The organism is Acinetobacter genomosp. 15BJ, from assembly GCF_000400715.1.
In the GTDB taxonomy this organism is placed as follows: Bacteria; Pseudomonadota; Gammaproteobacteria; order Pseudomonadales; family Moraxellaceae; genus Acinetobacter.
Genome location: NZ_KE007347.1, coordinates 790,347 through 813,475, shown reverse-complemented (window position 1 = coordinate 813,475; position 23,129 = coordinate 790,347). Strand labels below are relative to the sequence as shown.

At 40.4% G+C, this 23,129-nt stretch carries 19 protein-coding genes; 3 read left to right on the top strand and 16 right to left on the bottom strand.

Annotation, left to right across the window (positions count from 1 at the left end; translation table 11 throughout):
* The first annotated feature begins 1 nt into the window (after position 1).
* Entirely contained in the window at positions 2-1,465 is a 1,464-nt protein-coding gene (locus F896_RS10290; RefSeq protein WP_016163616.1) for a PepSY domain-containing protein, read from the top strand.
* 64 nt (positions 1,466-1,529) lie between these two features.
* Here the strand turns inward: F896_RS10290 and F896_RS10295 are convergent, their stop codons facing one another.
* The 16 genes from F896_RS10295 to ybaK form a co-directional block, all read right to left on the bottom strand.
* Entirely contained in the window at positions 1,530-2,273 is a 744-nt protein-coding gene (locus tag F896_RS10295; RefSeq protein ID WP_016163615.1) for an adenosylcobinamide-GDP ribazoletransferase, read from the bottom strand.
* A gap of 100 nt (positions 2,274-2,373) precedes the next feature.
* A complete protein-coding gene (locus F896_RS10300) occupies positions 2,374-3,957 on the bottom strand; it encodes a histidine-type phosphatase (RefSeq protein WP_032882195.1) in 1,584 nt (527 codons plus the stop codon).
* Positions 3,958-4,067: 110 nt separating this feature from the next.
* Positions 4,068-4,673: a histidine phosphatase family protein gene (locus F896_RS10305; protein WP_016163613.1), complete on the bottom strand. Its 606-nt coding sequence runs from the start codon at positions 4,671-4,673 to the stop codon at positions 4,068-4,070.
* Complete coding sequence (gene cobT, locus F896_RS10310) at positions 4,663-5,733, bottom strand: nicotinate-nucleotide--dimethylbenzimidazole phosphoribosyltransferase (protein WP_016163612.1); 1,071 nt, start codon at positions 5,731-5,733, stop codon at positions 4,663-4,665. Before cobT ends, F896_RS10305 begins: the two co-directional genes overlap by 11 nt.
* 1 nt (position 5,734) lies before the next feature.
* Positions 5,735-6,253: a bifunctional adenosylcobinamide kinase/adenosylcobinamide-phosphate guanylyltransferase gene (gene cobU, locus F896_RS10315; protein ID WP_016163611.1), complete on the bottom strand. Its 519-nt coding sequence runs from the start codon at positions 6,251-6,253 to the stop codon at positions 5,735-5,737.
* A 2-nt stretch (positions 6,254-6,255) separates the two neighbouring features.
* Complete coding sequence (locus F896_RS10320; protein ID WP_016163610.1) at positions 6,256-6,879, bottom strand: 2'-5' RNA ligase family protein; 624 nt, start codon at positions 6,877-6,879, stop codon at positions 6,256-6,258.
* 85 nt (positions 6,880-6,964) lie between these two features.
* Entirely contained in the window at positions 6,965-9,088 is a 2,124-nt protein-coding gene (gene mtlD, locus F896_RS10325) for a bifunctional mannitol-1-phosphate dehydrogenase/phosphatase (protein ID WP_016163609.1), read from the bottom strand.
* Positions 9,089-9,288: 200 nt separating this feature from the next.
* Positions 9,289-10,545 carry an MFS transporter gene (locus tag F896_RS10330; RefSeq protein ID WP_016163608.1) on the bottom strand — a complete coding sequence of 419 codons (1,257 nt, stop codon included), beginning with the start codon at positions 10,543-10,545 and terminating at the stop codon, positions 9,289-9,291.
* Between the two features lie 25 nt (positions 10,546-10,570).
* Entirely contained in the window at positions 10,571-12,838 is a 2,268-nt protein-coding gene (locus tag F896_RS10335; RefSeq protein ID WP_004799051.1) for a TonB-dependent receptor, read from the bottom strand.
* Between the two features lie 9 nt (positions 12,839-12,847).
* Positions 12,848-14,098, bottom strand: coding sequence for an MFS transporter (locus tag F896_RS10340; protein ID WP_004799048.1), 1,251 nt, complete (start codon positions 14,096-14,098; stop codon positions 12,848-12,850).
* Positions 14,095-14,466, bottom strand: coding sequence for a hypothetical protein (locus F896_RS10345; protein ID WP_004799046.1), 372 nt, complete (start codon positions 14,464-14,466; stop codon positions 14,095-14,097). The genes F896_RS10340 and F896_RS10345 overlap by 4 nt, the downstream gene beginning before the upstream one ends.
* On the bottom strand, positions 14,463-15,101 hold the full coding sequence (locus F896_RS10350; protein ID WP_004799044.1) for a GNAT family N-acetyltransferase: 639 nt from the start codon (positions 15,099-15,101) through the stop codon (positions 14,463-14,465). The genes F896_RS10345 and F896_RS10350 overlap by 4 nt, the downstream gene beginning before the upstream one ends.
* Before the next feature lie 29 nt (positions 15,102-15,130).
* Positions 15,131-16,948: an IucA/IucC family protein gene (locus F896_RS10355; protein WP_016163607.1), complete on the bottom strand. Its 1,818-nt coding sequence runs from the start codon at positions 16,946-16,948 to the stop codon at positions 15,131-15,133.
* The gene (locus F896_RS10360) at positions 16,945-18,426 is read right to left on the bottom strand and encodes a lysine N(6)-hydroxylase/L-ornithine N(5)-oxygenase family protein (protein WP_016163606.1); all 1,482 of its coding nucleotides are present in this window, start codon (positions 18,424-18,426) and stop codon (positions 16,945-16,947) included. The genes F896_RS10355 and F896_RS10360 overlap by 4 nt, the downstream gene beginning before the upstream one ends.
* A complete protein-coding gene (locus F896_RS10365) occupies positions 18,419-20,203 on the bottom strand; it encodes an IucA/IucC family protein (protein WP_016163605.1) in 1,785 nt (594 codons plus the stop codon). The genes F896_RS10360 and F896_RS10365 overlap by 8 nt, the downstream gene beginning before the upstream one ends.
* Positions 20,204-20,541: 338 nt before the next feature.
* Complete coding sequence (gene ybaK / locus F896_RS10370) at positions 20,542-21,006, bottom strand: Cys-tRNA(Pro) deacylase (protein ID WP_016163604.1); 465 nt, start codon at positions 21,004-21,006, stop codon at positions 20,542-20,544.
* A 165-nt stretch (positions 21,007-21,171) separates the two neighbouring features.
* Here ybaK and F896_RS10375 point away from each other — a divergent pair, with 165 nt between their 5' ends.
* Together F896_RS10375 and F896_RS10380 are read left to right on the top strand one after the other, a co-directional pair.
* The gene (locus F896_RS10375; RefSeq protein WP_016163603.1) at positions 21,172-21,477 is read left to right on the top strand and encodes a hypothetical protein; all 306 of its coding nucleotides are present in this window, start codon (positions 21,172-21,174) and stop codon (positions 21,475-21,477) included.
* 183 nt (positions 21,478-21,660) lie between these two features.
* A complete protein-coding gene (locus F896_RS10380; protein WP_016163602.1) occupies positions 21,661-23,037 on the top strand; it encodes an ABC1 kinase family protein in 1,377 nt (458 codons plus the stop codon).
* Positions 23,038-23,129: the final 92 nt, after the last annotated feature.

The following is a 23,129-nucleotide window of genomic DNA, read 5'->3' as shown; positions in this document are numbered from 1 at the left end:
AATGAATGCCAAACAACTCAAAAAACTACTGTCATCGCACCGTAGTTTTGGGATGGTGCTCGGCATTCTGGTTTTATTTTGGGCCTTAACGGGTGTATTGCATCCCATTATGAGTGCAACACAACCCCAGCCTGTAAAACGAATGCCCCCATCACAACAATTTAATCTGGAACATGCCTTACCTGTTGCTTCTATTTTAAGACAGCAACAGATAGACCAATTTTCAGCATTACAAACCATTGAACTACAACCCAACTTAGTGGCTTATCGGGTGCAACTGCTACATCAAGATATTGCTGAGTATTTTAATAGTCAAACAGGTCAAACCATTGAAAATGCAGAACAGCAAAATGCAAAACGTTTGGCAATCTGGTACACAGGATTATTAGAGCAACAAATCATTTCTGCCCAACTCATTACAGCATTTAGCGATGATTATCCGAGCGTCAATCGTTTACTGCCTGTTTGGCGTGTTGATTTTCAAAATGGTTTACGTGCTTATGTTGATCCTTCACAAGCACGACTGGCCACGCTCTCCAGTGATCAAAAAATGTGGATGGCAAAAATCTTCCGCTTAGGGCATACATGGACGTGGGGTGATCAAGCTTGGACAGGTCAAACTATTCTCATGCAAATGACTTTAATTGGCATACTGTGCATGATTTTTATGGGGATTGGCTTATTCTTTAACATTCATAATCGGCGCAATCACCGTCTAGGGCAAAAACCGATCCGCTTTCTGCATCGCTATTTAGGTATCTGTTTAAGCGTATTTATTCTGCTTTGGGTGATCAGTGGCTTCTATCATATTTGGCAAAAAAAGCCCGATATTAAAAATACTCAACCTATTTTCCATGTTGCTGATTTAAGTACTGAAGCTTGGCAGCACGTCACTGCACAGCCCATTCAACGGCTAGATCTCGTTCCAATCACCTTTAGCCAGACACATACTCGTGCTGCATGGATGATTCAAGCTATCGGACAAAGCCCTTTACAAGGCAGCATGACCGCGGCAAGCAAAGCGCATGATCACCACACGACTAAAACAGTAGCTCCTGCGATTGAGTTTGTAGATGCTGGTAATGGCGAACTGTTAGATATTCTTAAACAAAGCAAACAATTAGCCGCAAGCTACTTAGATTTAAAGCCAGAGCAGATTCAACAAGCTTCATGGGTGACAAGTTTTGGAGGTGAATATGGTTTTATCAATAAACGTCTGCCCGTGATCAAGGTTGAAACTCGGTTAGAGAATCAACTCAGACTGTATATTGAACCGAGCAGCGGTGTGATTGCAGCTCAGGTCACTCAACAAGATGCTTTAGAAGGTTTTAGTTTTGCTTATTTGCATAAATGGACATGGCTGCCAATAGATAAAACACTTCGAGATATCATTCTGGGGACGATTGCGGCACTGGTTGCCTTACTCGCTGTGTTGGGTTTCTTGGTTCTATTGCGTAAACGTTAACATTCATTATTAGGGTGATTCTTTTGTTTGCAGGAGGATCACTACAACCCAAGCGATCAATTTTTTAAATAATATAAAATGAAGCAATCACAACACTGAGGAGCACGCCAGTTTCAGCCAGCTCAATTGCTGCGCCTACCGTATCCCCAGTAATCCCGCCAATTCGTTTAATAAATAATGATCTTATATAAAAAAGCATCACTAAAAAAACCAGTAAGGCAATTAACCCAAGCCACTTAAACATACAAAGCAATGTGATTGTAATGACAAAAACCATCCAAAGTTGTTTTTTTGGCATAAAATCTGTCATAGAACGCCCTAAGCCTTGAGCACGTACATAAGGTGTTGTGAGGAATAAAAACAGCGGCACACTACGCCCAAGCATAGGCAAGACGATTAAAAAAACAGCCATTTGTTGTTCAAGCAAAACGTATAAAGCCACAAATTTCAGCAAGCAGACGACAACTAAACTCAGCACCCCGATTGGACCACATACAGGGTCTTTCATGATTTTCAAGGTTCGTTCAGGATCACCAAATCCACCCACCCATGCGTCTGCTGTATCCGCTAAACCATCGAGATGTAATCCACCAGTCAACCAAATCCATAACACTAAAATCAAGGCTGCACTCAAGATGATCGGAAGCTTTGCCAATAACATGGCAGATGTAAACAAAACTAGCCCGATTAATAAACCCACCAAAGGATAAAACAGTAGTGCCTGACCATTCTGCTTTGCGCTTGGCATTACTTTTAAATCAATCGGCAAAACGGTCAAAAACTGCAAGGCAATCCAAAAAGGTGTCATGCGACCTCTCAATCACATCAGGTTCATCATGCATGGATTATGAAGAAATAAAATTGGGAATAGCAAGCTATTCCCAAATGAAAAGGCCGAATATCTTAGATTATTGAATTTGATAACATTGTTTAAGCTTCAAATAGTCATAATAAAAACTGTTGTTGCTATAACGTGCGTAGTTACAACTCGACTTAAACAAGGTTTCTTTCTCGTTATAGAACATTTTCACCAAGGTTGTGCCTTGCTTGTTTTGATAAATATCCCACTGTAGATTGGCTGCCATTGGTGACACCACCTCACCTCGCCAAGCGCTGCTGTTGTAGCTATACGTTTGACGTAAAGGCAAAGGTTGCATCATATCGTGCAACTCTAAACTGGTCGCCAATGGAATGATGATTTCGGCATGAGCAAAACGTAATACAGCACGATGTGCTTGCTGCTGATCTACAATCGCATCGACCTGTTTAAATAAATCCTGCTTTAAACCTTGAGCAATTGCACTGGTGACATTCTTCGATTCGGTAAAACTTGGACCTTTACTGTAAAAATCATTGGCATCGTTAAATTCAGCATAGAATTTTGCTGCATCTACAGGCATATATTGATCAAAATCAACACCTTTCAATTCAGTTTTCATACCGCCTGATATTGAATATAACTCATAGATATAGGCCGCAGCATCTACAGCACTGGCAATACTGTTTTTACCCTTGCCTTTTTCAGTGATAGTTTCACCTTTTGGTGAAGTGACGCTGTATGAACCTGTATTGCTAAATACATAGCCTGTGGTTCCCAATTTTTGAATAAATTCTGTTTTGAACAGTGGATTCAATACGCTCTTTGCCACTTGTTCAGCACGACTATTTTTCGCAAGTTCATTTAACTTATTGACCAGATCTGCATCATCTTCTTCAAAATGCTGATAGGCTTGGCTAGCATCGTAAATCGCTTGTTGTGGTGCGGATAAAGGCTGTGCTAAATCTTGATCTTTATTCAAACTATGAAAATAAAGCTTAAAACGATCCACCCCACCATCTTCAATCGTTGGCACACTACTATTGGCTAAACTGGTGTATGAAATTGGGGTGATGTGTGCTTTTAATTGCGGTTGCTGTTGGATCAATTCATCGGTAAAAAACTTGGCACTATCCACCGCACGGTCTACACCCGAACTTTGCACTAAAATTGATGTCGGTTGTTGTGCTGCAGTTTGGAATAAATTTGGAAGTCGTTGCAATAAACGATCAGCAATTCCGCGATGCTCCTGAATACCTTGCATGGTTTCATTGCCATAGCCAAACTGACGGATGCCATCTATACCATAACCCAGAAGAATATTGGCCTTCATCATAGTTTCTAAATCTGCCCCCAACTTTTCACCTAAAGGTGTGAGTGCATTTTCAGCTTTGGCTTGTTTCCAAAGGTTATACAGCGCTAAATCATATTTGATGCTGGATAAACCGCGTGAGCCATGACGTGCAACCAGTTCAGTAAATACAGGCTGAAATCCTTGTGGAATGGCTTCATATTTTTTGAGATCTTGTTGTGGTTGGTATGGAGTTTTTGTCTGATAATATTTTGATGCAATGTTATTTTCTGGGAGTGTTTTCGATTCTGAGTGATTGTCGTTATTACATGCCGCCAATAAGATGCTCACGCATAACACACTGCTTTTCAATAATATATTCATGATTGATTTGCTTATAGGTCAAGAAATGCCATGTATCATAGGTAGTGGCAATGACAATTCGATTACATGACCCAAGCAAATACTGGAAATAGAATAAGATTTTATGACTACTAAGTTGTTGTCTTTTCAGAAAAATGAATTTGATTGTCAACTTGAGTTAGCTTTAAAGCATATAACTTTCCTAACTCTGCGGGCATAGTCAATAGGTCATCCAGCTTTTGCTGACGTGCTAAACAGGTCAGCAACTTAATCACCCCACCATGCGTCACAATCAACGCCCTATTCCAGTTATGTTGCTGCATTTGAACATAAATTTCATTAAAACCATATATGACACGTTGTTGGAATTGATGCAACGACTCTCCATTCGGGGCATGATATCTAGTTGGGAATTGCCAGAAATTAGCTAATAATTCAGGTGCTGTTTCATAAATGGTTTGAGTCGAAACACCCTCCCAATCGCCAAAATACATTTCCTTGATTTCTGTATTGAGTAGTAAGGGTAATTCGAGTTGTTTGGCTAATGCTGCCGCAAATTTTTGGCAGCGTTGCAAGGGCGAGCTGATGATCACGTCCCACTGTAACTGAGCATCAAGCTGCTGTTGAATGGTGGATTGCATTTGCAACCAACCGTGTTCAGTCAAGGCATCATCAAGATGCCCACGCAAAGTATGGCTGAGTGAAGTTTCACCATGCCGCAGCAAATCAAGGTGCAACTTTATCACCTGTCACAGCAGCTTCAGCAAAGGTTGCCATTTGGTTATGCAACACGCAAGCCAGTTGTAGCATTGACAATGCAGCACCAGCACCACTGCCTTCGCCAAGACGCAAATTCATATTTAAAATGGGCTGAGCGTCTAAGGCTTTTAGCACACGCTGATGGCCATATTCAGCTGATTGATGTCCAAACAGCATCCATGCGCGGCTTTGTGGTTGAATGCGTACCGCGCATAAAGCAGCAACCGAGCTAATAAAACCATCCACCACGATTGGCAAACCAAGTTGTGCACAGCGGATATAAGCGCCCGTCATTGCAGCAATTTCCAAACCACCAACCGCAGCCAAGATTTTTAAAGCATCGTCAGCAACATCTGCTTGATGTCGCTTCACCGCTTGATCAATAACAGAGATCTTATGTTGTAGCTGTTGGTTATTAATGCCTGTCCCAACACCCGTCAGTTGTGCAGCATCCTCATTCAACAGCAAACAAGCCAGTGCTGAAGCTGAACAGGTATTACCAATGCCCATTTCACCTGCAATAAAAATATCAGCAGCTTGAGCTTTGGCGCGATCAACGCTGTCTTTCCCCAACTGTAAAGCTGCTAAGCACTCCTGTTCCGTCATTGCTGCTTGTTGAGCGAAATTGGCTGTGCCTGCCCGAATGCAATGACGTTCAACACCGACATAATCATAGTCCTCACCGACAGTTCCACAATCGACCACCTGTAAATGTGCATGATGATGTTTGGCAATCACACTGATGGCTGCACCGCCTGAGGCAAAATTTTGCAGCATTTGACGGGTCACGGCTTGCGGATAGGCTGAAATATTTTCCGCAACAACACCATGGTCACCTGCAAAAATGGTGATCCAAGGCTGTTGAATCTGTGGATGTACCGTTCCCTGTAAGCCCGCCAATTGAATCGCAAGCTGTTCTAGCTGCCCCAAAGCCCCTGTTGGTTTGGTCAATTGCAGTTGACGTTGTTCAGCTTGTTGTTTGGCATCTAAATCTGGTTGTTGTACTACAGCTAAAAACCATTGTGCTTGTTCAGTCATGTTATTTCTCATCTTTTAAAATCATTGGAAAGCCTGCTACACAAAACATGACTTTATTGGCGAGTTGCCCCAAAGTCTGATGCAAACGCCCTGCTTCATCCACAAAACGACGACTGATTTCCCCCATCGGTACCACTCCAAGCCCAGTTTCATTACTGACCAGAGTAATTTGAGACTGTAGTTGTGGTAAGACTTCGAATAGTTTTTGCATCTGTTGTTGCTGCAAGGTTGGATCTTCAGCCAATAACAGATTAGTCAGCCACAAGGTCAGGCAATCCACCAAGATCAACTGATTGGCTTGATCGCATTGCAAGAGTCGATCTGCCAAAAAAATCGGTTCTTCAAGCACTTGCCAATCGGCTGGACGTTGCTGTTGATGATGCGCAATACGCTGCTGCATTTCTGCATCTAAGGCCTGCGCCGTTGCAATATAAATGACCGATAAACCTGTCTCTTTGGCGGTTTGTTCTGCCAAACGACTTTTACCTGAGCGTGCCCCACCTAAAATCAGTTGCAACATATCTAACCTAGTTCAATTTGCTGATAAGGATATAGTAATCCTTGTAAAATCTGTGCCTTATAATAGCCAAAAGTTAGTTTTTTGACCTGAATCTTCATGGTTTTTAGAGGAAGTTGTTGTATTCGCTGCAATACCCTATCACTTGACCAAGCTTCACGATACAAACCTAAAGTAATGTGCGGACAATATTCGAGTGCTGCAATCTCCTCAGATACTTGACTAAATTGTTGACGAATTTGCGCCAGCACATGATCTTGGTCTTTGATATGTAAGAATAAAGCACTGCTAAAGCTATCGATCTGCATAATTTCCAGCTCAAAACTTGTCAGCTGTAATGCTTCAAGCAGCTTGATCTGCTGCTGTAATTGTTGAGTTTGAAAATCATCATCATATTGCTTAACGGCAGGCTGCAAGAAACCACAAACAAATAATGTAATGTGATATTGACGTTGTTGTGCAGGAAGTAATAGATCTGAGAATTGTGCTTGGACTTCATCTAAATATTGAATCAACTCAGGTTGATCAATCTCAATATACCAAAGCCCATAATCTGAACGTCCCAAATGCCATTCAGGATAATCACGCATTTCGGTCGCAATCAATTGGGTCTCTGCTTGTAATAACACAACTTCAGCATCATATGTAAAGTTGCGTTATTCAAACATAAACCCGTACAGAAGTTAAGATCCTTTTGCCATAATCACAAGACACTCAAACGGTCTGAGGTTTCAACTCATCCAACTGTGACATGAATGCATTATCATTGAGTTCCGCCTGAATCCCATGGTAGAGCTGGTTTAATAAGGCTTTCTTCTGATTTTCAGTGATGTCCATGTGCTCAATATTGGTCTGGACATGCTTGACAATCTTAATCTCGTCCAATCCAAGCATTTTCAGTGCATAGGCATAGCCATAAATTGCACCCTGCATTAACTTCTGATAAGGAAGTTGTTGCTGCACATGAGATTCTAAACTGCCTAAAACACGCTCATTCAGATTGAGTTTTCTGAGCGGATCACGAGCTACACGTTCACAAGGATCTTTATAGGCAGCTCGGCAAGAATGCAGGAAGCTTTCCGCCATACGATCCAGTTCTTTGGCTTGGTTGGGAATCATATTGGCCAAACCCAATTTAACTTCGTTGACCACCTGCTCTGCATATTTCATGATTTTTGGATCTGCCATGGCGATACCAATCGTGTCATGTCCAAGTGCACTGGCATACCACGCTAACATGGCATGACATCCATTCCATAAGCGATTTTTAATGATTTGAATCTCAGAAATCTGATCAACTAGAATCATTTGACGCATTTTGCTCAACAATGGACTGCGATTTTCTACATAAATCGGCATATCCATTTCACTGTTGAATAGAATCAGATCCATATTTTGTAGGAATTGCCCGGTTTGAAACTGCCCACGCATATCTTCTAAACAATGGGTAATCTGCTGTTCTTGCTTTTCAGTTAGAGCGGTTTCATCTGAAAGTTCAATCGTTTCTGGATTGAGATCATTTTGATATTGTTTAAATAAATTGTGCTTGATATTGAGCTGACGATATAAGGCTTGATCCGTCAGTTTTGACACCATGCGATTGACCACGGTATCGCAAAAATAATGTTCACTTAAAATATGTTCTGCAATATCTTCATCCGTCATGACCAGTAAGGCTTCACGGATATGTTTTAAGACCAAATACTTTGCACAGACTTTATTGAGAATAATCAAAAAGGTAATGGGCTCATTATTGTCTGCATCTGCTGACATAAAACGGGCCAATAGTCCCTTCGCAATCATTTTCGCTTCAGACTCAATCGCCTGTTCAGGTAAGCAGAGTGCAATCAGGCTAGATTGCATATACATCTCTAACATCTGCTGTTCATTGTCAGCATCAATCACAGTGAGATTGTCGATACGCTCATCATATGAAGACTGGCCATATCGAATACTATAGCTGCCAAAACTGTTCACTGATTCTAAATATAAGCGATTCCGAGTTGAAGCCAAAATACGTTTTGGGCGTGTGTAACCATCCCAATAGGACAGGATTTGTGCCACATATCCCCCACCAATTGCACCAAAGCCATGGATCCCAACAGTCAATTGATTACAACTTTGCGGAAATAATTCTTGTAATTGTGGCATGCCCATTTCAGGAATATATTGATCCAAAGCATTCAGGCACTCATACATGTCCTGATAATAGAAATTTGCTTTAGAAAGCATATGATCATTGGGTTCTTTAATATCTTTAAATAAAATCGTGATACCGCCAGCATCATAGGCTGAACAAATCCCATTTTCCGAATCTTCAAACATTAGACATTGTTGTGGTTGTAGATTTAGTTTTTGTGCCGCTTTTAAAAAGATTTCTGGATGTGGTTTACCCTTTTCAACTTCATCCCCACAAACCAATAGATCAAAAAATTTATAAACATTGGCATTAATTAAATATTCTTCTGCAATCGCACGACGACTTGAGGTCGCAACAGCCATTTTTAAACCTGATTTTCTTAAGCGTTCCAGAACTTGAATCAGTCCTTTTTTTATCGGTACCCCATTTTTACGCACAAACTCTAATTCAACCTCATCCGCACGTTTACGAATGGCAGTATAAGGAACATCTGTACCATAAAACTTTTGTGCTAGCTGCTCCGATGCTTTCGCACTTAAGCCGAGACACTGCATCAAATATTCATCTGAAAATTCCTGTCCAATCAGCTCTTGTGATGCCTGTTTCAATGTTTGGAAGCGCAAACGCTCGGTATCAAACATTGTTCCATCCATGTCAAAAAGCGCTCCTTGAACAGGATAATCATGAAAAATAAGCATCTTTACTCCTTTATCTATCTTGTTATGACGTTTTATAGGGTACATAAAAAATCCCGTTAAAATCCAAAACGTCAATAAATGAAATAAATTTGATCAAAAAATAAACATAAAGGCGACTCATCATAGCAATATATAACTGAAACAGTCGGAATACTTGCATTATGAGGAAAAAGATGAGTCATTTTTAGCCAAAATCCCTTTTATTCATCAAATAGCAATGCGGTTTCACCCTCTTTTCGAATCAACATCCAACTAAAATAAAGGCCAATCGACATGGTTAAGAACAGTAATAGATAGAATGGGAAATGGGTATTAAAACGGTACAGAAATGTACTGAGTAAGGGGCCAACAATTAAACCCAATGCCTGTGTTGCCGTACAAAAACTTGCCATTTTAACCTGTGATTGCTGAGAGACGGCTTGAGCAGCACCTGTGGTAAATGCAGGTAATAAACACGCCACAGAAATACCATAAAAAAAATAACTAGCCTGAAATACAAAAATTGTAGTTGCGTAGAGTGAAAGTAATAGACCAAAACACATTGTGACTAAACCAATAATCACCAAACTATTTAATTTGAGTTTAAACAATTTCACGATTAAAAGTTGGGTCAGTACTAGACAAATACCAACGACCAACATGCATTGAGAAAAATAAACTGCACTTTGTTGGCTACTGAGATAAAACTTATCCTGAATATAAAAACCTGCTGTCATATTTAAAGTCACAATTGCAACATAAGTGACAAAACCTAGAGTTAACCACATCAGACTTTGCTTCAGAATTGGCTCATTCGCTAGTGCATTATCTTTATCTTGTTGCGGATTGAATGACTCAGCCTGAACTTGCGGACTTTTACTAAACAGGATGCCGAGTGCAATACTCACTAAGCCAAGTAAAGCCACTGCAATCCACATCGGGAAAAGTAAACCACCAAACAATAAAACTGAAGTTGCAAACGGACCTACAATCATCCCAAAACTATTCATCGCGCCAAACATAGCCATCTGCTTGCTACGATCAGCGGCTTCACTCGCATGTGTCATTACATAGCTTTGCAGACCAATTTGCGGCAAAGCCATAAAAATGCCTGTAGAAGCACGACTCAATACCAGTAAGATAAAAATAAATAACGTGGGTAAAATCGCTTGTGTTCCAAAATACAGAATCAAGGTGAAAATAGCCCAAGTAAAGGTCATTCCCCAAAAACCATAATTGACGAGTTGGTTGGGAGATAGCTGATTTTTCTTTTTCGCAATCCAGATCGATGCTATTGCCATACAGATTGCCCCTGCTGAAACAATCACGCCACCTTGGAATTCAGATAAATGCAATTGTCGTGTCAATGGGGCAAGTAAAGGGAGAATCATGGAAAAGCAAGTTCCATTGATCAAAGCTGCCAGCGCTAAAAACTTTAAATTATTGTTCATCATGAAAATCATCAAAAGAAAAGGCATCTAAACAGATGCCTTTTTGATTAGATTAGTATTTGAGGGTATAGCTCAAACCATAAGTACGGCCTTGTGCAGGTAGACTAGAAATATCACCATACACTGTCGAAACTGCTTGACTATATACAGACTTATAATCGGCATTCCAAACGTTATAAACACCAAATCCTAATGTACCTGGACCTGCTTTCGCATTGGCAATCACATCCATAACTGCAAAACCTTTAATTTCTGCTGGTGGACGGCTTCCATACTCAATGGCATCTTTACGCGCTTTATCTGTACCTCCAACAGCAAGAGTTTGAACGCGCAAACCTAGACCATCATTAAATTGCCAATCTGAATAGAGAGTTCCTTTTAACGGTGCAACACGGATGGCATCTAACTCTTGCCATTTACCACTGGTATTTTTAAATTGACCACGCGTATAAGCCAAAGTACCACCGACATTCCATGCATCAGTCACCGCATATTTCACATTACCTTCTAGGCCATAAACACGTTCATCGGTATCAATCACTTCGATTGCAAAATTTGGTGGACCAAATTTCAAGGATTTATCCGACTTGTTATAGAATGCAGTAAGCCCTGTAGTTAAAGCATTGTCTTGCAGACGCCAACCTAGCTCAAAACTATTCACTTTAATTGGATCAATGGTTTGATTGCTTACTACAAAGTTTGCTGGAACGTCTCTGAGCATACGTTGTACGTCTGGTAAGTTTGCACCTTGAGAGAAATTGGCAAAGACTTGTTGAGCATCGGTTAAATGATAAACTGCACCTAAGTTAAATAAAGTCGCATCATGCTTGACCGACCCACCTTTTAACGTCTTAGGGTTATATCCTGGGACGAAATCTGCAACCATCGCTTCAGAATAAGGAACAGAATCTTGCACTTGGCTATCAATTCGTTCATGGCGCACGCCTGCTTGTAGGTTTAAGCGATCACTGACTTCAAATTGACTCTGTAAGAAGAAACCAAGCTTCTCAGTATCGACATCTGGACCAAAACCATAATTATTTAATGGTTTAAACTTCAAACCATTACTACCAATAAAAGTATTCAAATCATAAAGCTGTGCGGTTTGCTTGCCTTTTTCTTTGTCATAATCGACACCATAAGTGAGATGTAATGCACGATCTACAAGATTTAATTTACTCTGTAACGCTAAACGTGCACCAAATACATCAATATCAGTCTCAGACTGAGTAACAATATATGTTCCACCTCTAGGAATAGATGCATGCGCTAAAGCATTTGCACTCGGATAAAATCTGCCTTTTTCAGTACGATAGTAAGCTTCTGCATTTAAAGTCTGACCAAAGAAATCTTGATTTTCATATTGCGCATTTACAGCTGCACGTTTTGTTCTTGGTTGATTGTCTAATTCCAAACCTTTGACTGCTTTCTGGCTTGGTTTTGCACCATTCAATAAAACTGCCAGTCCTGGTCCATAGTCTGCACCATAGTCACTGTCTTGTTCATCATTATAATATTGTGCACCAATGCTAATGCTTTGCTTGTCAGCGAACTGCCATCCCAAGCGACCATTGACATCAATGGTTTCTGTATCCTGACGGTCAGTCTGAGCAACTTCAGGCCCAATTCGATCGCCATGACTGTCTTGAATCTCACCGCGTTTGGTATAGCTTGCCCCGAGGAAACCATTCCAGTCTCCTTGTTTAAATGCAGCAGATTGATATGCTTCATAAGCCAAGGCATCATTTTTAAAGTTATCGCCTGAAGTTACACCGAGTTTTGATTCAAAATGAACGCCCTCGGTCGACCCTTTTTTAGTAATGATATTGATTATCCCACCTGTTGCACCAGAACCATAAATACTGCTGGCACCAGAGACGACTTCAACACGCTCAATCATATCTGGGCTAATACTATTTAATTGACGTGAACTATCACGCGAACCCGTTTGTGGTACACCATCAATCATATACTGGACTGTACGGCCACGCATGGTCATTCCATAGTTACTGGTTGTACCAGAACTTGGTGTTAGTGATGGAACTAATAAACCTAAAATATCTGCTGTGCTTTTACCCGCAGCGGCTTGTTTTGCAATATCTTCTTGTTCAATGCGATACACCGTACCTGCAATTTCAGCAATACTTTGTGCTGAACGCGAGGCTGTCACCACGATAGGTGCAAGTTGTGTTGGTTTCTGACTTGTTACAGCAGCAGTCGTTTGAACAGATGCATCTGTTTCAACTGTTTGAGCATATAGCTGAGTACTGATTGCTAAGCTTAACAGCGTTAATGATGTCGAAAGTGAACGTACTTTCATAAATTACCCCTAGGTGAGTTGTTCCGTTTGTTTTGCTTTGTGGATCAACACTTGGCTGAGCAAAACGCTCAACACAGATGCTGCTGCGAGAATGAGATAGAAATTTCCATAACCAAATGCTTTGGCCAAAAAACCAGACATTGCACCGCCAATGAAATAAACCAGGAGTTCAAAACAGACCAAAATAGTAAAGTCTGTTCCAGCTTGTTCCTTAGAGCTGGTATGCATGAAGTGAGCATATAAAGCGGTCATCGCGATATAACGAATCGCCAGAATAACCACAACAAATAGCCCTAATAACATATGCCACTGATTAAACCAGCTGAGTAAGACCGCGATGCCCAGTAAGGCATACACCAAACTGCGTGCCCAACCAGCCCAAATCAGTAATTGTGTTGCTGCAATTTTTTTTAACAGGAATGCAGCTGTTACTGCTGCCAATAAACCAATGCCCGCGCCAATTACAGACATCAGTACACCAATCTCTGCCAATGACCATTTTTGATCAATCAACATTGGATTGAGCATCGCCATCGCTGGCGCTTCAACCACGCGATAACAGACAATTAAAGCCAAAGCCCACAGCATCTCAGGACGCTTAAAAGCTCGAATCAGACTCGGCGCTTGCTTGGCAATTTTTTCAGTATTCTGTTTTTCTTTGATTTGAAACACTGCAAGCATGGTCAATGCTGTCATAGCAGCTAAACAAATCAGAGCGGTTTGCCAACCATACAATTGATAAAGCCATAAAGTTGCAGCACCACCAATCATACTGCCCAGTGCTACACCAATACTTTGCGCCATACTGCCTAATCGGTATTCGGATTCAGAAAAGGTTTCAACGGTATAACCATCAATCGCAATATCTTGAGTTGCGGCAAACGTTGAAATCCATAAACCGACAATGACAAATACACTTAGACCATAATCAAATTGTGTCAAAGCCAACGTAACGACACCCAGAACCAATGCAATTTGGGTGAATAAAAGCCAAGTTTTGCGTTTACCAAGTGCCTTAAAATAGAAACGATCAATTAAGGGTGCCCAAAAAAACTTAAAGGCCCATGGGATATACAGTAGCGACAACATGCCAATCCAGCGCAGATCGACCCCTTGATGACGCAAAATCGCAGGTAAAGCAACATTGTAAAAATACAGCGGTAATGCATGTGCAAGGTACAACACCACCACCACAGATAAACTCAGTGCAGAGACTGTTTTGATTGGAAAATCTTGGTCAGGTTTTATTTGTTGATTCATAAGTACCTCTGCATCGCCCATTGCACGGCATCGGTCTTTTCTAAACTTACAAAATAAGGAACATGCCAGGCTTTTTGCAAAGCTGGCGTGTCTAATCGAATACGATCATCTTCATCTTGGGCTATGCGGGCAAGGCCTAAACAATATTGATAAAAATCTTGTTTGTATTGTTTGTACCATTTCCCCTGAATGACCCGATATTCTTCGGGGAATTCAGTATTCGGCTCGGTTTGCATAATCAGCACAAAACTTCTTTTTTGTTCGAAATATTGTTGAATATGCATTAACCATTGCTCAAATTCTGCCACTGAGACATGCGCGGCAAAGCGCATGTCCAAGATGTGCATCTCATTGATAGATAAGCTCATGTAACACTCAGGATTTTGGCTGGCTGATTGGCTAGCTGTTGTTGTGAAATTTGGTAATATTCACCAAACTTGTTATAAAAAGTCTCTCTAAAGCAGTAATACAACATTGCCGTTTTTTCTGGCATAGGAATTAAACGTTGAGTCTCGTAGCAAAGTTCTGCGACCACAGCGGCATAAGGCTTAACAGTATGGTCAGGCTCACCCACGATTTTTTTCGCTTGTGAATGTTCAAAAATATAGAAGCTGAGTAAGCGAATAGTTGGACGCAAAAATCCTTTTCCAAATACGGATTTGTCACCAAATAGCAAATGCCAACCTAGATCGTTATCATCACCTTCGTAATAACGGCCAAGACGATCACGCTTACCTTCATAGATCTCGGTATAGCCCACATCTTTGCCATCCACCCCCACAATCAAGAGACGCTGATGGTCATCTGCCAGCATCTTGTCGAAGTAAACCTGCAAATCCAGTTCCGACTTATTCAATTGCCACTGTGGAATGACATGCGGTTCATGCATCCACTGATGTAGCAAAGGAATATCTTGTGGGTATTGCACTTGGCGTAAGTAGTATTGTGTGCCATCTTCGTGGTATTCAAAATAATCTGGTAATTGCTGAGAAATAGTTTTCATATCGAACCTTCATAAATTTAGAAAAAGACTTAACCCGCTTTAGATTCAGCTTGTTGAGCTGACCATTCAGCCAATGTTTCAGGGCTGACTGGATTTGCAATTGGATCAAGGAAAACAGGCACAGGACGCTCTGCTTCATCGTTATAACTGGTGGTAAATAAACGAACACGGTTTAAACAAATCTTGGTATAGGTTGGGCGCAACATGGCAAATTTTTCAGCTCGTTCAGCCAGTTCTGGATGCTGTTGGTTAAACGCAACAATGGTGTTGGAAATGGTCTGCCAGAAATCAAGTTCTGAATATTCAGGATAATCTTGTAAGAACACATTACAGATATAACGGTAATGCACCATGAATAGCCCCGTGAAAATGAAATGACTTAAATCCGTCGCTTCATGACGTAATAACAAACCGCCTTCAGATGGCAATTGAGCCAATTCAGGGAAATCTTCATCCACCAAATTGATATCATCAATGAAGTCTTTTAATACCAATGCTTTTGGCACACCATTTTCATGTACTAACATGGTGTTTTCACCATGCGGTGAAAAAGCTAAGCCGTAGCGATACAGGCAAAGCAGTAACGGACTGAGGCAGACTTGAGCAAATTGTGCTAACCATGCCAAAGGACTTAGACCAGAGGCTTGAATCAACACGCTTAGAATCGATTGACCTGAAATATCTCGGTGTAATAGCGCTGCTTGAGAAAGCACTTGCTGTGATGGATCAACATAGCGATCGACACTTTCACGCCATAAGCAACCAAACAACTCTTTAAACTGGTAAGGTGCACCTTCTATTCGGTCAAAACAGGGTTGATGGATGGTTAGGGTTGCCACTTCACCTAAGAAAATTACACCTGTTTGCTGTAAGTCTTGATCTTGCTGGTGGATTTGTTTTAACCACGCGGTTACTGCTGGCGCTGCCAGATTACGTTTTGATGGTAGACCACGATAAACAGCGGTATTGAAAATACTAACTGGTAGCTTAATGTAATGACGTTGTAGGTTTGATGTATTGCATAAAGTCCGGATTGATTGCATTGGGACATAGCTGTCTTGGCTAATGTTTAGCTCAATGATTTTTTGGTCGACAATTTCATTGGCATAAGTTGGAACCAACCATTGATGCCATTGCCATGCATGTACAGGAATCAAAAAGTAATTTTGCGGATCTAAGTTCTTTTCTTTCAAAATTTGGATGAACTGTTGCAGCTCATTGGCATCAAATTCATGTTGGTATAAACCGCAGGCATCCCACTGCTCTGTACTGCGGAATTCAGCCAAATCACGATGTACTGCCAACCATAATACTTTGACTTCTGGTGAAAGCTCTGGTGCAGCGCTTAAATAATCATCATAACCAAAGCCCATACGGCCTTTGCTCATAATCAGCCAAGGGTGACCACGTAGCATGCCTTCAACTTTATAATGAGGTTCAGTCAGCACTGCTGTGCTTGGTAAACGCGCTTCATTAAATAGATGCGCTTCTGCCAACCAGGTATTATTCATTTCCTTAATCAAATACGCTTTGGTAAATGGCTTTACATTTGCCTTGTCAGACATTGCGACGATAAACTCATGTAAATTCCAAGCAGGCTGATCACTCTGCTGACCATTACTTACATCACGTACTGAGCCTTCCTGAATATTCCAGTGTCCAAGTAAATATGGGTGGCCTTGGAATTCATAATGACGATTGCCTAAATCTAACTGATAACGTCCTGCGGACAAGGCTTTAACTTCAATAATTTCTTCATATAGAAACTCTGCAATCGCCATTTCAATGAGACGCTGTCCAGCGGCACGCCATTGCTGCTGATTAATTTTTAAAGTTGCAAAGTTCATATCAATTTCTCATAAGTTGAATGTACAGACACAGTTTGTGTACGTGCATTTGCACAACGACTACCTGCATGCGTTGTAATCGTGCTCTGTTCTGTTTTCTTTAAAATAGAGTGATTTTGGCTCACAGCTTTTTCAGAAACATCATCTGCTGAAAGTGCTTGGTCATCTGCCATTTGGATTTTAGGATTCTGAGTGAGCTCAAAATGCTGGAAGGTCTGCGCCTGCTGACCAAACTCATAAAGTGGCTCACCAAGCAATTGATTAATAATTGTCGCTGCACGATAAGCACCAAGACCTAGGTCTGGTGTACCGACCCCATGGCTATGCATTTCCTGATTTTGAACAAAAATATGGCCATTTAGATGATGTACAACTCGATAATCCGCAGTGATTTGCCAACGCTGTTTATGATCAAATTCAATATAAGGTTTCAGCAACTGCATAAAACCAAAGTCAGGCGTAAAGTAACCTGTTGCAGCAACGAGGAAATCACAATCTAAGTGGAAAGCCTGTGTCGTGGCACGATGTTGGAAATGCAGCCGAATTTTTTGCGTATCTAATACTTCAGCATCTTTCAAATCACATTGGCTGTGCAAATGTGTCTGTAAACTTTGACCCGCAATGCTACGGTGATAAAGTTTTTGATAGATTTCACGAATGGTTTTTGCACTGATTCCCTTATACAACAATGCCTGCTGCTGCAATTGTTGTTCTTTCTTCTCAGTTGGCAAATCATAAAAGTGTTGTGCATAGTCTGGGCTAAAATGTTCTAGTCCCAATGGCGCATACTCCATTGGGAAGAAACCCTGAGAACGCGTAAACCAATGTAGGTCGAACTGATGACTGACTGTATCTTGCTGCTCATCAAACAGATCAATAAAGACTTCAGCTGCAGATTGTCCTGAACCAAGTACCACGACATCGCCGTGTAAATCTGTATCGGCATGCGTCATATACTGCGCTGAATGCAGACATTTTTGTGGTTGCTGTTGCTGTACTTTGGCCAAGCATTCAGGCAAGTAAGGCACATTACCGCTTCCGATGACCAGATGACGGCATAAATAACTGTGCTGAACACCCTCCGATTCCACCACGACTTTAAAGCCAATGGTTTGAGGTTCGATTTTCAAAACACGTGATTGGTATTCAATACAATCAAGTTGTTCTGCAACCCATTGGCAGTAATGGTTATACTCACAACGCGGAATATGTGGCTGTTCTAAAAAGTAAAATTTATATAAACGTTGCTGATGACGCAGATAATTCAAAAAGCTAAATGGGCTGGTCGGATCAACCATTGAGACCAGATCCGCCATAAATGGCACTTGCAATACCGTATTGGGTAACTGCATTCCTGCATGCCAGTCAAACTGAGCTTTTTGTTCGAAAATTGCATAGTTCAGTGTGCTTTTATTATGCAGCAGGCTGGCCAGACTCAGATTAAATGGTCCTAGACCAATTCCAATAAAATCAAGCATAACTGACATCCTTCTGTGAAATACGCAGCGGATTTGGCAGTTCTACATAGACAGATTGGTTTTCGACAGGTGCAATCAGCTCATCTAATTCATGCAAACGTGTGAGCAAATTACCTTTATAGGGCAATGTTGAATTAAACAATAATCCCTGTAATAAGGTACTGTCTGGGTATTGCTGCAATTGTTCCTGCAAGAAACTTGTTAGATGTCCCAGTAATTCGTCTTCAGTAATATAGCCTGTTGCACCAATCGCATTGATAATGCCAAACAAGGTATTGCCAAAGAAATAATAACTAAAACGTTCATCCACGAAATCTTTAGGCCCAACGGCAAACGCTTTTTCTTTCAGTTCAGGTAATGCTTGTAGAATTTCTGTCGCAAATTCTTCAATGTAATAAAAACCTTGGTTATCACGTAACCATAAAGTTTTAGGGAAATGATTTTCTAATTCCAACAGTACATTCTGCTGATGTGATTCAAATGCCATGCCATGGCGATGATAGACATACATCAACGGTTGCAAACTGACTTCAAGGAAACGATTAAACCAATCCAAAGCGATTTCTGATAAATCGGTTTCATGATGTGCTTTTGCAATTTTTGCGAATAAAGCATTAAAACGATTTAAAGGTTTATCTGGATGATCCTGACATAAGGATGCAATACAAGTCACTTGCTGTTGAGGATGGAATGGCTGATCGCGGAAAATACAGATACTTTCATTCACTACCTCATCATCAATTTTCAAAGCAATCCATGCTGGATCATTCACCGCTTTTAAGCTTGGACACTGCTTTAAAATATTCTGACCAAATTCACTGTGCCATAGACGATGAGTGAGTTCACCACGGTGGCATTCTTTCGCTAAATTTACTCGAATAGAGTTGGTGATCATCACCGAAAGTGACGGTTTTACCATCCAAGGTGCATTAAAACTCGCCAATGTTCGGATCGAAGTGGTTGGAGAAAATTGCCAGCCTCGTAAGCCTACGTCAATTAACTGCCCCGTTTGTTTCAAACGTTCAAACCAAGGCTTACTTTGCAAATAGCGGGCTTGCCAAGGATGTAATGGGAGTAATTTATATGCTGTGTGAGTCTTGAGCAGATTGAGATCACTTTCAGACAAATACCACTGTAAAGCTGTTTTTAATTGAACTGAAATACTTTCATCCGTGGCGCTGCCTTCTGAAATATAGTCCTGATGAACTAGCCAATAATGTAGTTGTGTCTTGCCTTTATGTTCAGGTGAAAACTTTAACCAGTCTTCATGCACAAAACCTGTTCTACTTTTCGGCGCTGGATGCATGCTATGCCCTAGAATCAGTGCCTGCTCGGTTTCAATAAAATTCTGACCTGCTTTTACCAAATCATCAAAATCAGCTTCACGCTGCGCTAAAAACTGTTGTAATGCATCACGGCTCTGAATCCACTTCTCCAGCAAAGACGCTGCATCTAATGGAATAGAAGACTCAAACACCAGTTCCTCAAGCAATAGCCCGACGATTGCAACTGTACTAAATGATTTGAGTTGTCCATGGATAATAATTTGTGGAAGATCTGCTAAACGATGTCGCCCGACTCGACTGACATAAGATAAAGGAAAATTACATTGAGCTTGAATAGAATGGATAGGGATTGATAACAGCGTCAAACCTTGGCTAAACGCTTGTTGTTGTGGACTTTGCTGACTGTTATCTAGCAAGTGACCTTTGCCAGTTTCTTGCGTATATGCATTGACGAAATGTTGCATCGCCAACCGATTGGCAAGTGATTGCATCTGACGGTATCCTCTTTCAAGAGAGTTAATTTGTTTTTCGAAATGTTTTAGGCCTGAAACACATCTTAAGCACAAGGGAGGTTGTGATTAGGATGGAACTAATGATAATTATTATCATTTACTATTTCAATTCCATAAAAGAACCTGAAAAATACGATCTAATCTATTGAATTAATTTGTTTTAAATATTAATTTAGCTTAATAAAGATACAAAAAGATAATAATAATTCTCATTAAATAAAATGATAACTTTTCAATTGCTAATTGCTTTTGCAGATTCTTAAAAAATTAAATATAACAACAATTTATAAAAAACATTGTCTGTAAAAATTATTTTCCTAGTCTAAAACATCAAAAAAATCAGCACCCAATAATTTTGCCAAATCTTCAGGATTAAGACCAATGTCCAACCCTCTTTTCCCACCACTAACATAAATTTTATCGAATGTTTTCGCCGTCGCATCAATGACCGTCTTTAGACGCTTCTTCTGCCCCAATGGACTAATCCCCCCTACCAGATAACCAGTCAAGCGCTCCGCATCTTTAGGATTGGCCATTTGTAGTTTTTTACACCCAACTGCTGTTGCGACTTTTTTTAGATTGAGTTGATGGTGCACAGGCAAGATTGCAATGAAATAATTCTTTTCATCGGTCACCATTAAGGTTTTAAAAACTTCTTCCACCTTTAAATTGAGTTTTTCTGCAGCTTCTAGCCCGAAACTTTTTGCATTCACATCATGTTCATATTCATGAATAGAAAATTGTATTTTATTTTTTTCCAATAGTTTACAAGCAGGTGTCATAATAATTCAGTATTTTTGTTTAATGTTGGTCGTGTGATAAGTGTAGCATTTTTAAATCAAGGTTTAAATTTACTTAGGCTATTTTTGATATAAATCTATTCTTGATAAATACCCGAGCAACCTCATATATTGGCTAACGGTGGAATAAACAGGCTCAATGGTTATATGAGTTATAAGCATAATAATTTGATGGCAATGCGTCAGAATTATTGGGATGATGAATCATCCAGCACAGTACAAGCTGAAAAACAATTTCTCAGAGAGATACTTGTTGAAGAAGGCGTTTTCAAAGATGCGACTTTAGACGACACCAAGTATTTTTTCTTTACGCTGCCAAGTATTATTATTGTTAAGGCATATGCAGTTGGATTTCACCACAGTCAAGTAAAACGGATGTTAGTGAAACATATTCACAGCAATCGAGCTGCGTTGATGAAGAAGTCTTCACTTAAAATTCAGTTTAAAATTTAGAACATTTGTATAGTAAATAGCAAATTTCTACTTAGGCTATTTTTATGAAGATACCCTATTGCACAAATTTAGACTGATAATTCAAGAGATTGAACTATTTTAATACGTTCAAAAGCGGTAATATCCGCTACAATTCAAGTCTCGGCTTTCAACCCTCCGATTTCAGCATAGGACTTTTCTTTCATGTCAGATCAGAACGATAAGCTTAAGAATCTAAAAACCTCATCGGTGGATCGTCGCTTATCTATTGCAAAAGCTTCTCTACTTGCTGGAACACGTTGGGCGACTGCAAGTGCCACTTCTATTTTCTCGAGCGAAGAAGAAAAAGAGAAGAAACGAAAAAAGGCCATGGCTGAGCAGGCACACTATTTAGTTTCTGAAATTGGTAAATTAAAAGGTTCAATTGTTAAGATTGGACAAATGATGGCTTTATACGGTGAACACTTTTTACCTGAAGAAATTACACAAGCCTTAAACACTTTGAACAACCAAACTGTTGCACTGGCTTGGCCTGCAATCAAAACACATTTGCAAGAGCAACTCGGTTCAAAATTAAATGATCTCACAATTGATCATGAGCCAATTGGAACAGCTTCACTTGCTCAAGTTCATCGTGCTACGCGTAAGTCAGATGGTTTAGAGTTGGTACTTAAAATCCAGTACCCTGGTGTTGCTGAAGCCATTGATTCCGACATGAATCTGTTTAAGAACATGCTGAAACTTACACGCATGGTACCTCAAACCCGTGAATTTGATCAGTGGTTTGATGAAGTGCGTGAAATGATGCATCGTGAAGTCGATTATGGCATTGAAGCGGCAACCACACGCCGTTTTGCTGAGCGCTTGAAAGATGATCCGCGTTATGTAGTCCCTGAAATTATTGAGGAATTTTGCGCTGAAAAAGTGTTGTGCATGACCTTTGAGCGTGGTGTACCAGTCAATAGTCCCGTTATGCTTTCCTTGCCTCAAGAGCGCCGCAACCAATTAGGTGAAGCTTCTTTAGAAATTGCGGTACGTGAGCTATTTGAGTGGGGTGAAATGCAAACCGACCCGAACTTTGGTAACTACTTGGTTCGTTTAGGTAATGGTGATGATGTTAAAGATAAAATCGTATTACTCGACTTTGGTGCAATTCGCCAATTCGATAACAACTTACTTAGCGTTGCCCGTAATTTGATTCATGCTGGTTATGACCATGATAAAAATGCAATGGTCAAAGCCATGACAGGTTATGAGTTCTTTGATGCCATGCCAGAAAATGTTAAACCAGGTATGGCGGATGTTTTTCTGATTGCAACAGAAGCATTTAGCTGCCCGAGTAACAATCCTGATATGCCAGCTGATATTATGGATGATCAGGACCGCTATGACTGGAAAAAAAGCCAACTGCATAATCGAGTGATGCAACAAGCTGGGCAGTCGATGGCTTCACGCTATTTCTCGGTTCCACCAAAAGAGTTTATGTTCATTAGCCGTAAATTTATTGGTGCTTATACTTTTATGACTGTGATTGATGCGAAAACCAATGTTCGTAAAATGATTCCGCAGTTTGCTGAATAAATTGCTCAATTAAGTATACGGAAAAGCTGTTCAAAAAATTGAACAGCTTTTTTTATAAATTTAGATATTGAATACTCGATGACAGAAAACTC

Coding starts and splice junctions, on each gene's coding strand:
- F896_RS10345 (WP_004799046.1), bottom strand. CDS start 14,466: ATGAGCTTATCTATCAATGAGATGCACATCTTGGACATGCGCTTTGCC.
- F896_RS10300 (WP_032882195.1), bottom strand. CDS start 3,957: ATGAATATATTATTGAAAAGCAGTGTGTTATGCGTGAGCATCTTATTG.
- ybaK (WP_016163604.1), bottom strand. CDS start 21,006: ATGACACCTGCTTGTAAACTATTGGAAAAAAATAAAATACAATTTTCT.
- F896_RS10295 (WP_016163615.1), bottom strand. CDS start 2,273: ATGACACCTTTTTGGATTGCCTTGCAGTTTTTGACCGTTTTGCCGATT.
- cobU (WP_016163611.1), bottom strand. CDS start 6,253: ATGTTGCAACTGATTTTAGGTGGGGCACGCTCAGGTAAAAGTCGTTTG.
- F896_RS10375 (WP_016163603.1), top strand. CDS start 21,172: ATGAGTTATAAGCATAATAATTTGATGGCAATGCGTCAGAATTATTGG.
- F896_RS10365 (WP_016163605.1), bottom strand. CDS start 20,203: ATGCAATCACTTGCCAATCGGTTGGCGATGCAACATTTCGTCAATGCA.
- F896_RS10350 (WP_004799044.1), bottom strand. CDS start 15,101: ATGAAAACTATTTCTCAGCAATTACCAGATTATTTTGAATACCACGAA.
- F896_RS10330 (WP_016163608.1), bottom strand. CDS start 10,545: ATGCCTTTTCTTTTGATGATTTTCATGATGAACAATAATTTAAAGTTT.
- F896_RS10340 (WP_004799048.1), bottom strand. CDS start 14,098: ATGAATCAACAAATAAAACCTGACCAAGATTTTCCAATCAAAACAGTC.
- F896_RS10360 (WP_016163606.1), bottom strand. CDS start 18,426: ATGCTTGATTTTATTGGAATTGGTCTAGGACCATTTAATCTGAGTCTG.
- F896_RS10355 (WP_016163607.1), bottom strand. CDS start 16,948: ATGAACTTTGCAACTTTAAAAATTAATCAGCAGCAATGGCGTGCCGCT.
- cobT (WP_016163612.1), bottom strand. CDS start 5,733: ATGACTGAACAAGCACAATGGTTTTTAGCTGTAGTACAACAACCAGAT.
- F896_RS10290 (WP_016163616.1), top strand. CDS start 2: ATGAATGCCAAACAACTCAAAAAACTACTGTCATCGCACCGTAGTTTT.
- mtlD (WP_016163609.1), bottom strand. CDS start 9,088: ATGCTTATTTTTCATGATTATCCTGTTCAAGGAGCGCTTTTTGACATG.
- F896_RS10380 (WP_016163602.1), top strand. CDS start 21,661: ATGTCAGATCAGAACGATAAGCTTAAGAATCTAAAAACCTCATCGGTG.
- F896_RS10335 (WP_004799051.1), bottom strand. CDS start 12,838: ATGAAAGTACGTTCACTTTCGACATCATTAACGCTGTTAAGCTTAGCA.